Origin of the sequence: Clostridium sp. KLE 1755 (assembly GCF_000466465.2) — a bacterium.
In the GTDB taxonomy this organism is placed as follows: Bacteria; Bacillota; Clostridia; order Lachnospirales; family Lachnospiraceae; genus Eisenbergiella; species Eisenbergiella porci.
Genome location: NZ_KE992770.1, coordinates 19,016 through 31,097, shown reverse-complemented (window position 1 = coordinate 31,097; position 12,082 = coordinate 19,016). Strand labels below are relative to the sequence as shown.

Here is a 12,082-nt window from a genome sequence, read left to right as displayed (position 1 = left end):
TTCCTGGGGGCGGGAGAGAAGGAGAACGCCGACAGGTCGGCGGCACAGGGGCTGCTTCTCAGCCTGCTGCACGGCGCGCTTTTGTCTGTGGGCGGATTTTTGTGCATTCCGTATTTTCTGCCTCTGTTTACTTCAGATGCCAGAATCCTGGACTGGGGAATGGAATATGCTTATATTGTCCTCAGCTTTTCCATGGTGATTACCGTTCAGATTGCCTTTGAAAAAATATATCAGGCGGTGGGGAACATGCTGGTCCCCATGGTTTGTATGGCGGCAGGCTGTATTACCAATATCATTCTGGATCCGGTTTTTATTTTCGGGCTTGGGCCCATCCCGCGTCTGGAGGTAAAGGGGGCGGCCATTGCTACGGTTATCGGCCAGGTGGTAACCCTGATTTTGTATCTGATCTGGTATTTCTGCAAGGATATGGGACTGTCCCTGGGAAGGCGGAATATGAAGCTTACGGGTGAAATCTGCGGTAAGCTGTATACCGTAGGCGTGCCCTGCTCCCTGACCATGGGGCTTCCGTCACTGCTGATAACCGTACTGAACGGTTTTGCGGCTGCTTTCTCCCCGGTATATATTTTGATTCTGGGCGTTTATTTTAAGCTCCAGTCCTTTATTTATCTGCCTGCCAACGGAATTGTCCAGGGGATGCGTCCCATACTCAGCTATAATTACGGTGCCGGGGAAAAGAAGCGGATGAGACGGATTATACAGATATGCAGCGTGATGATTCTGGTGATCATGGCGGCGGGAATGCTGCTGTTCCTCCTGGCTCCAGGTATCATAATGAAGCTGTTTACGGCGGATGTTGTTACCGTACGGGAAGGCTCTGCCGCTTTGCGGATTATCAGCCTGGGCTTTGTGGTATCCGGTGTGAGCGTGATTTGCTCCGGCGCGCTTGAGGCTTTGGGAAAGGGCTTTGCCTCCTTCCTTATCTCCCTGCTGCGGTATCTGGCCCTGATCGTGCCCGCCGCCTGGCTGGGCATCCAAATCGCCGGTGTCACGGGCATCTGGACCGCTTTTCCGGTAGCCGAGTTCCTCACCACAATTGCAGCGGCTGTGATTTTTGCCGTAATCTACCATAAAAATGTGGGTTCCATCCCTTCCTGAAAATCGACGGTAAGCCAAAGGAGAACAGCACATGAAAAGTACACGGTCCCAATTGAAAAACAGAGGAATGGCTTCACCGGAGGAAATTGCCGCCTGTGCGTCCCTGCCGTGGGAGCAGCTTGTGGAGGAGCTGCGCAGCCCGGATCCCTGCCGTCGGACCGCCGCCGCCCGCTGTATGGATCCGAAAAGTAAGGCTGCCGCCGTCCTGCTGCTGGAACAGCTGGCGCAGGAAAAGTGCCTGTATACAAGATTGGCCATTTGTGAAACTCTGGAAAAGGGCACGGAAGAAACCGCGGAAAAAATGCTTCCCTGGCTGGGACGGATAGGAAATAACCAGTATAAGGCCCTGCCGGATAAGGTGTCCGCTAAAAAATCCTTTCCCCTTCCCCGTGACCTGATTGCCCGTTCCCTTGCAAGAATGGATATGGCGGTTTTCCCCCTCCTTCTGCAGCTGTTTAAAACAGGCAGTGAACAGCAGATATCGGAAGCGCTGGACGCGGCGGGCTTCATGGCTTTTTACCATCCGGCCCTGGCGACCGGGGAAAATGCGGAACGGATTCTTCACCTCCTGCATTCCCACAGCGGCAGTGAGATCATTGTATGGAAGGTGCTGCTCTGCCTTTCCGCCTTCCCTGTACCGGAGGCCGTGCGGGTCCTTGAGGGATATGCGGTCAGAGACGACATTTTTGGAAAAGAGGCCCAACGCTCGCTGCATCTGGTGGAAAGGAAAGCGTTTACACCGCATTAGCAGGAAAAGAAAGCTCCTCCCAATGGGTGGTAAGCCATAATATCTGCTCCCTGAAATCCACTGCCTTTCCGGTCAGGGATGGGGTAAAGCAGTCAGGCTGTATCCACCACGGAACCTCAATGCACCAGGAAAGGCGCAGGGCATCCCCAACGTCTGCCAGGGAAAGGGGCATATGCAGTGCATATCCATCCACAAAGGCACGGATTTTCTCATAATTCAGCTGCCCACCCTCCAAAGCGAAGGACAGGATCGCCCTGCCCACATCATGCCAGGGATAGCTGTAGCAGTTCCGGTCAAAATCAATGACCGCCTCCACGCCTGTCTCATGAAACAAAAGATTGTCCGGCGTAAAATCCTCATGTGCAATCCCTCTGGGCAGCCTGTCAAAAAAATCCGGCGGAAGCTGCTTTACAATACCTTCGCACGAAAGCAGCGTCCTGCGGTAGGCCGCCGGCATATCACAGGTAAGTTGCCTGGTTTGCCTGCGCAGGGTCTGGCATAGCGAATCCATAGTATAACCGCCGAACGCCGGAAAGCTCTTTTCAACGCCCCTGGTGAGCCTGGAAAAAGCCTTATGCAGGTACCCGCAGGCGCTTCCGAGGCTTTTCATCTGCGCGGTGTTGATTGTCTGCGCATTCTCGTTTTTCCCGTGGCAAAAAGACATCACCATATAAGCTGTGCCGTCGTCCAGGAACCGTATGATTTTCTGCCCACACCGGTATACATGGGGGCAGGCCACGCCGTACGCCTCCAGCATTGCCTGCCGTTGCAGCGCGGACTCAATCCTGTTTAATTTCTCCCTGCTGAACCGTTCCCTGCTGTATTTTTTTACCAGAAGCTCACGGTCTCCGGCTGACGCCCTCCATAATTGGTTCAGCCAGCCTCCGTTAACTGTGGTAATATTAGATATAGCCATGCCAAAGCCTGCTTTGATGTCGGCAATAATTTTCTCGTCCATACAGAACCGTATCCCCCCTGAAGTAATTACGCTGCTTTCAGCGTACCACAAATCATACCGCCTTTCCACTTCAACCGGCGCTAAAAACGGTTAATGGAACGGGCAGACAGGAGAAAAAAATGATTGTGCCAATGACAGAAGAATATGCCGTCCGCTATCTGGACTGGAGTTACCCGGAGCCCTATGAATTTTACAATATTCCAAGGGCGCATTACGATGAATGCCTGGAGGAAGTCATGGAAAACCTTCCTTACTGGTTCGCAGTAATTGATGAAAACGACCGATTGCTCGGCTTCTATGAATTTTCCTTCCATGAAGAAAATGAAGAAAAGGTCATGGAAATCGGCCTTGGCTTATGCCCTGAGGAAACCGGAAAAGGAAAGGGGCTGGAATTCGTAAAACAGGCAATTGCCCATGGCCGCCGTCATTTCTGTTTTCCTGACGGTCCGGTGGTATTGCGTGTCTTGGATTCAAATCAACGCGCAATAAAGACCTATGAACGGGCTGGATTTAAGGTTTATGGAGAACAGAAGGCCAGTTCTTTTGGGAAGCCGGTTACTTTTCTGTGTATGAAATATGAGTAATTAAGAGATATGAAAGAGTGAAAAGAATTGGTTTTGCCAGTCAGTTTAAAATTATTGTAATAAACACATGTAATATGAGATTAGCTGAAGAATGAGTCTTAAGGTACATTTTTATGTATCTTGGGACTCTTTTTTTGCAGGAAGTTCTAAGAACATATATTTCACTTAAAATGTTTTGTGAAATGAAAAATATAAAAACAAAAAGTAAACGCAATTAATATATATTAATACATCACAAATATTACTTGAAAATACTTGCATAAATTGATTAATATATACAAAAATATTTTTTGAATTAAAAAATAGTTTACACATATTAATCAATATGATATATATAAATTATAATTTATAAATTATAAAATATAAAAAGAGGTGAAAAAATGAAGGCATTTATGGGAGATGGTATTGGAAGGACGATGATACTTGAGTTAGACAGAGGAGAAGATATCGTCGAAGGTGTGGAATCAGCACTGAAAAAAGAAGGCATAAGAAACGCCTATATAGCCAGTGCGGTTGGCAGCATTCAACATCTGGAATACCATAGGCCGCTGACAATGGATGAAGCCACGGAGGATGAATTTTTATCATTGAATGGTCCTTTTGAAAGCGGCGGGATTTCAGGAACTATTATTAACGGCGTGGCGCATCTGCATTTTTCGGGCGGCGGTGTCGGCGGGGTCCATGTAGGTCATCTTGAAAGGGGAACCAAGGTTTTGTACCTGATGGAATTGGTGGTAATTGAACTGAAAGGCTTTGAGCTGCAGAGGAAGCTTACCCCTGAAAATGTAAAAAAACTGTTTCCTGTCAGCGAATAACGAACGGAGGAAAATCTGGTGTTTCGAGGAATTTATAACAGAAAATTTGAAAGTCTGAACGGCACATGGAAATACCGCCTGGATCAGAACGAGGTAGGTTACAGACAGAGCTGGTATTTGGGGAAAAAGGCGGAAGAGGCAGGATGGAAGGAAATCAGAATCCCTCATAACTGGTATCTGGAAGAAGAGATAGGGGATTATTTCGGAACCATCTGGTACAGCAGAACATTTACGGTCCCGGACTATATGCATGAGGAAAGAATTTTTCTCTATTTTGAGGGAGTAGACTATATTGCTGATGTTTGGGTAAACGGTGAATATCTGGGACAGAATGAAGGAATCTTCAATTCTTTTGAATTTGAGATTACTCATCTGGTGAAATGGGACGAAGAGAATACTATTATTGTCAAAGACAGTGCGCCAAAGGATTTGACGGAATATGTTCAAAATGATCATGATGAAACTCCTATGTCTGAAAAATACAAATTCCATCAGTCCATAGGTATCACTCAGATCAAGGGACATATGGTGGAAGCGATGCACAGACCGGGAAGCATGACCTCTTTTCGCCAGGACGGTAATTCCGGCGGCATATGGGGAGACGTAAAACTGATTAGCCGTCCGCCCATTCATATTCAGTATATTAAAAGTTATACAAGGATTGGTTATAAAAAGGACTGGCTGGGAGACAAGCAGGATAAACCGGATGGCACAGGTTTGGCCGCCTTTGATGTATATATCAGCAATGGTATGAAACAAGCGATATCCACTGAGATTAATCTATCGGTTTCAGCCTTTAACTTTGAGGATGATACGGTGACGGATATCAGCCGTAAGGTGGTACTGCAGCCAGGAGATAACATATTTAAGATTACCATTACCATACCTGATGTCAGATTATGGTGGACTTGGGATCATGGTTTTCCACATCTGTATACGGCGGCGTTTGGCGTGGAAACTGATCAGATAACCATGAATTTCGGTGTAAAGGAAATCACAACGGATGAAAAGGGACAGTGGTATTTAAATGGAAAACATATTTTCCTGCGCGGCATGAGATATATTTCCAGCCTCTGGATGAGCGAGGCCAATGAGGAGATGTGGAAAGCCGACTTCACAAAAATGCTGGATATGGATATAAATGCAATCCGTATTGGAAGCCATGTGGAACGGGATGGCCTATATACAATGTGTGACGAGATGGGTCTTTTGATGTGGCAGGTTTTTCCCCTTCACTACTGTATCAGTGATTCTGACGATGTGATGAACAGGGCCTGTGACATGATCCGGGATATGGGCATGATGCTTACAAATCACGCCTGCATGGGAATGTGGTCCGTTTATAAGGAACCGGAGATATATTCGCTGCCGGATAAACCGAATGTATACTTCAAGCTTTGTGAAATACTCAAAGAAACATTGGGAAGCGTGGATCCTGTCCGTTGGATTCACAAAGGGGATTACCGCGAAGGCGTACAGAATATTATGATAGGTTCCTGTCAGGACGGTGACCTTGATGTTCATACCGCACAGATTCAACCCAATATTGTAGAATTCGGTTCCGATTCGGTACCCTGTCTTGAAAGCCTTAAAAAATTCATTCCGGAAGATAAGCTTTGGCCGCCTCATTGGGATACCTGGCAGTATTGGGGATTGTTCTATTATAACCAGTTCCGCAGAGCCAAGGTAGAGATGGGAAATTCCCTTGAGGAATTCATTCATAACACCCAGAAATATGAAGCGCTGTCGGTAAAGGAACAAATTGAATTTTTACGACAGAGGAAATATCAGCCCGTGGCTTCCATGTTCCTTTATTATTGGAGCGATGCCTGCCCGATTATGGGATCCGGCCTGCTGGACTATTACCGGAAGCCATATGAGGTATATGATGCCATGAAGGCGGTATATACCCAGGTACTGATCAGTCTGGAATGGGAAATGGAGCCGCATGTTCTTGGAAGAGAGAAGAAATATGCAAGAGGCCAGAGATTCGGTGGAAAGGTATGGGTCAATAACGACCATTTCCACACAGTGAAAAATGCACAGGTTCACTGGGAAATTCATCGTGAAAGCAGCCAGGAAATACTTACGGAAAATACATTCATAAGGGATCTGGAAGAAGACAGTGCAGCGGTAATTGATACCATATCCTTCATCATACCTGAAGATTATGTGGGAAATTATGTGGTGGAAATGTGTGTCAGGGGCGAAGACAGCAAAATTCTTTCCACTAACAGTTGTGTGGTAAAAGCCTGTATCTAAACACTATGTGGCTTTAAACCATACCGCCTCATTTGTATATTGACATGTTATCGACTAATGAAAAGCATGCTTCCGGAAAACGGAAAGGAGACGAAAACGATGATAATGATTCATGAAGGCAGAAAATCTGTGGATTTAAGCGGTATTTGGACTTACCGTTATGAATCGGAGCGGGAAAAAGAAAGCGGGCTTTCCCGGGAAGATTTTTATGCCGAAGAAAGAAAGGCTCAGGATGGGTGGAAGGAAATTGCAGTTCCAAATAATTGGTATCTGACGGAAATTGGCGACTATTTTGGAACAATTTGGTTCCAACGTGAGTTCGATACCCCGGATTTTTCCAGGGAGGAAAGAGTCTGGCTCCGGTTCGGCGCAGTTGATTATATAGCTGATGTCTGGCTGAATGATTGCTATCTGGGAAATCACGAGGGAATCTTTAATCCCTTTGAATTTGACATTACGGATTACTTAAAAAAGGGAGAAAAAAATATTCTGGTTGTCAGGGACAGCGCGCCTAGGGATGAGACAGAATATATCAACAGCGGACTTGATGAGGATACACCGTTGTCTGAACCTTATCAAAGACATCAGGCTAAGGCGATTACTCAGGTGAAAGGGCATATGATTGATGCCATGCACCGCCCCGGAGCTATGACGGCATTCCGGCAGGATGGTAATTCTGCAGGTATCTGGGATAAGGCAGAGCTTATTATACGTCCGGATAAATTCATTGAATACTGTAAAATTTCCACCAGGCTTGTACAGAAAAAGGACTGGCTGGGAGACGGACAGGATAAGGATACCGGTTCTGCCATGGTAAGCCTTGATGTTACCTTGCATAATGGGACTTCCAAAACAGTTACAGGAAGCCTGCGGGCGGATATTCTGCCCAATAACTTTGAAGGAGACAGAGCTGCCTGCAGCAGCAGAACGGTGGTGATTCCTCCCGGACGCAGTACAGTAAAAATGGTAATTACTGTGGAAGAAGCAAAGCTGTGGTGGACCTGGGATCATGGTTATCCACACCTTTATGACCTTATGCTTAGCTGGCAGGAGGATGCTGTTAAACTGCGTTTCGGCATTAAGGAAGTTGTCTGTGACAAAGCAGGGCAATGGTATCTGAACCGCAGACGAATTTTCCTTAGAGGAATGCGTTATATTTCAAGTCTGTGGATGAGTGAAGCAGGAGAAGAGATGTGGAAGCCCGACTTTGATAAAATGCTTCGGATGAATATTAACTCCATCCGGATTGGCAGCCATGTAGAGAAGGATGGTCTTTATTCACTATGTGACGAGATGGGGCTTTTGATGTGGCAGGTTTTCCCGCTGCACTATTGTGTCAGCGATGATGACGATATGATTTCAAGAGCATCGGATATGATGCGGGATATGGGAATGATGCTTACTAATCATGCCTGTATGGGAATGTGGTCGGTTTATAAGGAACCCGAGGTCTATCAGCTTGCGGACAAACCAAATAATTATTTCCGCATGTGCCAGGTGCTGAAGGAAACCCTGAAGTCTGTGGATCCGGTCAGATGGGTGCATCTGGGAGACTACAGGGAAGGCGTCATGAACATCATGACCGGCTGCTGTTCTGACGGAGATACGAACACGGATGATTTGATTATTCCGCCCAATATTGTGGAGTTCGGTTCTCAGTCTATACCATGCATGGAAACGCTTAAAACCTTTATCCCGGAGGACAAGCTGTGGCCGCCTCATTGGGATACCTGGGAATATTGGGGACTGTTTTATTCCAATACATTCAAATTTGCCAAAGTACAGATGGGGAATTCCCTGGAAGAATTTATTGAGAATACACAGGACTACGAAGCTATTTCCGTAAAGGATCAGATTGAGTTTTTACGTCAGAAAAAATATGATCCGGTATCCAGCATGTACCTTTATTATTGGTCGGATGCCTGCCCTATGATCGGCTCGGGACTTCTGGATTATTACAGAAGACCTTATAAGGTATATGACTATATGCAGAAGGTCTATACGCCGGTTCTTGTCAGCGCGCAGCCTTGCATCCATCCTTATAAGCTGGGCAGGGAAAAGATATTCCATGCAGGAGAAACCTATACTGCAAGAGTCTGGCTGATTAATGATTATTACCATAAGATAGAGGATGCTTTGCTTGAATGGAAGGTGCTTGATTGTGAAACCGGCGATGTACTTAGCAGAAATGCATTCCGATTGGATATTCTGCCGGACAGCGCGGAAATCCCGGATCATATCGTACTGCCGCTTGGCAGTGAACTTGCCGGACATAAGTGCAGGGTGGAAATGAAGGTAAGTACTTTAAATGAAGTGCTTTCCGAAAATGATTCTTATTTCAGCGTATCAAAAGAATAGGGAGGAAATGAAGATGGGTAAAGTAAAAAAATTATTGGCGTTGGGTATCGTGTGTTCTATGCTTTTAGCGGGCTGCGGCGGTAAAGAGAATACTGCTGCTCCTGAGGGGACTGCAACGGATAATTCCGTGCAGACAGAGGCCGAGCAGGAAGTTCAGAAGAACTCAGGGGAAAAGACAACTCTGCGTGTAGCATGGTGGGGAAGTACCACGCGTGATCAGATTTATTATAAAATTAATGATCTGTTTATGCAGGAGCATCCCGATGTAGAGATTGTAACAGAAAGTCCTGGTTGGAATGATTACTGGACCGCACAGTCAACCGCTTATGCCAGCGGCAGTGCAGCGGATGTGGTACAGTTCCAGTCCAATCAGATAGGTGAATATTGCTCCAAAAACGTTCTTGTTCCATTGGACAGCTATGTGGAGAATGGCACAATCAATCTGGATAACTGGAATCAGGGTTTTGTGGATACAGGTAAATATAACGACGAATTATATATGGTTTCTTTAGGAATCACAGCACAGGCTCTGTATGTGAATGAAACCTTGCTGAATGAACTGGGAATGGAGCTATGGCCGGAAGATGAGGATATTACCTGGAGTGAATTCGCAGACTATTTAGGTAAAGTGCAGGAAAAATTGGGACCTGATACATACGCCGGATTCGACTTCTATACGAACAACGATCTTGTTTGGGTATGGATAAGGGAAAATTGCGAAGAAGGCTATGAATGGCTTGATAAGGACGGAAATTTTGCACCCAGTGAGGAAACCCTTGCATCCTGGTATGCTTATACGGATGACCTGAGAAAAGCGGGTGTATTCCCCGGTGTTGAATGGACACAGGAATGGAACTCCAAGGCATGGGAGGAAGGCGCGCTGGTAAACAGGAAAGTACTGTTTTACTTTGAAAATGCCAATAAGTATAAGATTTATCAGAACTCTATGGAAGACAAGCTGGCGATCAGAAAGGTTCCCGTAGGAGATAACGGTAAACATGGTGATCTGTTGATTACCTCCGCATTTGCTATTTCAGAGACTTCCCAGAACAAGGATCTGGCGGCAGAATACATTAATTTCTTTGTAAACAACGAAGAAGCACAGAAGATTTTTAATATGGAACTGGGTGTCCCTGCTTCCCTGACCATTCAGGATATGCTGGCAGCCGATGCAGATCCCAGCGATATCGCAGCAACCAAATATCTGAATATGGTGTCCGAAGAAGCGCCTCCGTTTGTAGCTAAAGCACCTGGTGTATGGGCGATTCAAAATGAAATAGCCAGTATGGCGGAACAGGTTGCAGTTGGAAATATGACAGCACAGGATGCAGCAAAATATATTCGTGAAATCGCAAATGAGATGATTGCGGAGAATGTAAATTAATTGTTTCTTTTATGGGCCTGTCATCCGGGAGCGTTGAACGCTCCCGGATATTAGGTAGAAAGGCTGTTTTTAAACCGGCAGGCGCCGGCAGAGGGACCGTAAAAGGAGGTCAGTGAATGAAAAGAAAAAGTGATAAATATGCAGGTTATGTGTTCCTGTTGCCATGGCTAATCGGATTTATCGGCCTGACGCTTATCCCCATGGTGATGTCTCTCTATTATTCCTTTACCAATTATAATCTGTTGTCAGAACCACAGTTTGTCGGTATTACCAACTATCAGAAAATGTTCACATCTGATTACCATTTTACCAATGCATTAAAGGTAACATTTATTTATGTTTTTGCTTCCGTGCCCTTGCAGTTATTTGTTTCTCTGATCCTTGCTTTTTTCCTGAACAAAGGTGTGAAGGGACTGTCCTGGTTTAGGGCCGCGTTTTATGTACCGTCCCTTTTGGGCGGCAGTGTTGCAATTTCGATATTGTGGAGACAGATTTTCGGAATGAACGGTATTCTGAATCAGGGGCTGCAGGCACTTGGCATTGATTCTACCATCAGTTGGGTTGCTAATCCGAAAACAGCAGTATGGACATTGATAATTCTTCGTGTCTGGCAATTCGGTTCTCCTATGATTATATTCCTTGCAGCGATTAAGCAGGTGCCCCAGGAAATGCTGGAAGCGGCTTCTATAGATGGCGCTTCCAAATTTCAGAGAACTATTAAAATTATGCTTCCGATGATTTCGCCTATTATTTTATTTAATTTGATTATGCAGATCATCAGTGCGTTTAAGGTATTTACCGAGTCCTATATCATCAGTGGCGGGAATGGCGGAGTTTTAGACAGTCTGCTGTTTTATACCTTACATATTTACAATGAAGGATTCGGTAAAATGAGGATGGGGTATGCCAGTGCTCTTGCATGGTTTTTGGTTTTGATAATATCTGTATTGGCCATCCTGGTGTTCGCCGTCTCCAAAAAATTTGTTCATTATGAATAAAAGGAGGGATTGGCATGCATAAGAAAAAACGAACAGGTGAAATCATAAAATTTATTATTCTTCTGATTTTTGCATTAATGATTTTGTATCCGCTGATATGGATGATTGGAAGCTCATTCAAACCGGAATCCACTATTTTTACGGATCTGGGAATTATCCCCAAGCAGTTTACGCTTGAAAACTATAAAATAGGGTGGCAATCAAACGGACGGGTTACATTTTCCACCTATTTTCTTAATTCAATCATTGTTTCATGTCTGTGCGTTCTGGGTAATCTTTTTTCATGTACATTAGCGGCTTTTGCTTTCGCCAGACTGCAGTTTAAAGGCAAGAATCTGTTTTTTGCATTAATGATGATGACAATGATGCTTCCGCAGCACGCGACAATCGTACCGCAGTATGTGTACTTTTATAAACTGGGATGGATCGATTCCTTTACACCATTGGTAATTCCTAAATTTTTGGCAACAGATGCTTTCTTTGTATATCTGTTAGTACAGTTTGTAAGAGGAATTCCCAGAGAACTGGATGAAGCAGCTATTGTGGATGGCTGCAGCTCTTACAAGGTATTTTGGAAGATTATACTGCCGTTGTGCCAGCCGGCTCTGGTTACCACCACAATATTTACCTTCATGTGGTCCTGGAACGACTTTTTTACCCAGATTATTTATCTTAGAACGGCCAATAAATATACGGTTACACTTGCTCTTCGTATGTTTGTGGATTCCACGGCTAAGAGTGCCTTCGGCGCGATGTTTGCCATGTCCACAGTTTCGGTTATCCCGATTCTACTTTTGTTCATTTTCTTCCAAAAGCAGTTAATTGAAGGAATTGCAACGAGCGGATTGAAGGGGTGAGA

10 protein-coding genes are annotated in these 12,082 nt (G+C 45.3%); 9 read left to right on the top strand and 1 reads right to left on the bottom strand.

The features are described from left to right. Both HMPREF1548_RS24705 and HMPREF1548_RS24700 read left to right on the top strand, forming a co-directional pair. The coding region (locus HMPREF1548_RS24705) for an MATE family efflux transporter (RefSeq protein ID WP_021639469.1) at window positions 1–1,116 on the top strand (1,116 nt) is incomplete at its 5' end. Between the two features lie 31 nt (window positions 1,117–1,147). After that, the gene (locus tag HMPREF1548_RS24700; protein ID WP_021639468.1) at window positions 1,148–1,864 is read left to right on the top strand and encodes a hypothetical protein; all 717 of its coding nucleotides are present in this window, start codon (window positions 1,148–1,150) and stop codon (window positions 1,862–1,864) included. On the opposite strand, the gene HMPREF1548_RS24695 is transcribed toward HMPREF1548_RS24700, so the two are convergent. Next, window positions 1,851–2,822 (bottom strand): phosphotransferase, encoded by a 972-nt coding sequence (locus tag HMPREF1548_RS24695; RefSeq protein ID WP_021639467.1) that lies wholly within the window; start codon window positions 2,820–2,822, stop codon window positions 1,851–1,853. The two genes, HMPREF1548_RS24700 and HMPREF1548_RS24695, sit on opposite strands and share 14 nt — an antisense overlap. Window positions 2,823–2,941: 119 nt before the next feature. Here HMPREF1548_RS24695 and HMPREF1548_RS24690 point away from each other — a divergent pair, with 119 nt between their 5' ends. The 7 genes from HMPREF1548_RS24690 (at window position 2,942) to HMPREF1548_RS24660 (ending at window position 12,080) form a co-directional block, all read left to right on the top strand. After that, window positions 2,942–3,406, top strand: a complete 465-nt coding sequence (locus tag HMPREF1548_RS24690) for a GNAT family N-acetyltransferase (RefSeq protein ID WP_021639466.1) — start codon at window positions 2,942–2,944, stop codon at window positions 3,404–3,406. A 380-nt stretch (window positions 3,407–3,786) separates the two neighbouring features. Then, complete coding sequence (locus HMPREF1548_RS24685) at window positions 3,787–4,221, top strand: PPC domain-containing DNA-binding protein (RefSeq protein ID WP_021639465.1); 435 nt, start codon at window positions 3,787–3,789, stop codon at window positions 4,219–4,221. Between the two features lie 18 nt (window positions 4,222–4,239). Next, on the top strand, window positions 4,240–6,483 hold the full coding sequence (locus HMPREF1548_RS24680) for a glycoside hydrolase family 2 protein (protein ID WP_021639464.1): 2,244 nt from the start codon (window positions 4,240–4,242) through the stop codon (window positions 6,481–6,483). Window positions 6,484–6,582: 99 nt separating this feature from the next. Beyond that, window positions 6,583–8,841 (top strand): glycoside hydrolase family 2 protein, encoded by a 2,259-nt coding sequence (locus HMPREF1548_RS24675; protein ID WP_035323814.1) that lies wholly within the window; start codon window positions 6,583–6,585, stop codon window positions 8,839–8,841. A 13-nt stretch (window positions 8,842–8,854) separates the two neighbouring features. Beyond that, window positions 8,855–10,225, top strand: coding sequence for an ABC transporter substrate-binding protein (locus tag HMPREF1548_RS24670; protein ID WP_035323812.1), 1,371 nt, complete (start codon window positions 8,855–8,857; stop codon window positions 10,223–10,225). 116 nt (window positions 10,226–10,341) lie between these two features. Next, entirely contained in the window at window positions 10,342–11,223 is an 882-nt protein-coding gene (locus HMPREF1548_RS24665; RefSeq protein WP_021639461.1) for a carbohydrate ABC transporter permease, read from the top strand. A 14-nt stretch (window positions 11,224–11,237) separates the two neighbouring features. Next, window positions 11,238–12,080 carry a carbohydrate ABC transporter permease gene (locus HMPREF1548_RS24660; protein ID WP_021639460.1) on the top strand — a complete coding sequence of 281 codons (843 nt, stop codon included), beginning with the start codon at window positions 11,238–11,240 and terminating at the stop codon, window positions 12,078–12,080. The last annotated feature ends 2 nt before the right edge of the window (window positions 12,081–12,082 follow it).

Coding starts and splice junctions, on each gene's coding strand:
- HMPREF1548_RS24700 (WP_021639468.1), top strand. CDS start 1,148: ATGAAAAGTACACGGTCCCAATTGAAAAACAGAGGAATGGCTTCACCG.
- HMPREF1548_RS24695 (WP_021639467.1), bottom strand. CDS start 2,822: ATGGACGAGAAAATTATTGCCGACATCAAAGCAGGCTTTGGCATGGCT.
- HMPREF1548_RS24690 (WP_021639466.1), top strand. CDS start 2,942: ATGATTGTGCCAATGACAGAAGAATATGCCGTCCGCTATCTGGACTGG.
- HMPREF1548_RS24685 (WP_021639465.1), top strand. CDS start 3,787: ATGAAGGCATTTATGGGAGATGGTATTGGAAGGACGATGATACTTGAG.
- HMPREF1548_RS24675 (WP_035323814.1), top strand. CDS start 6,583: ATGATAATGATTCATGAAGGCAGAAAATCTGTGGATTTAAGCGGTATT.
- HMPREF1548_RS24670 (WP_035323812.1), top strand. CDS start 8,855: ATGGGTAAAGTAAAAAAATTATTGGCGTTGGGTATCGTGTGTTCTATG.
- HMPREF1548_RS24665 (WP_021639461.1), top strand. CDS start 10,342: ATGAAAAGAAAAAGTGATAAATATGCAGGTTATGTGTTCCTGTTGCCA.
- HMPREF1548_RS24660 (WP_021639460.1), top strand. CDS start 11,238: ATGCATAAGAAAAAACGAACAGGTGAAATCATAAAATTTATTATTCTT.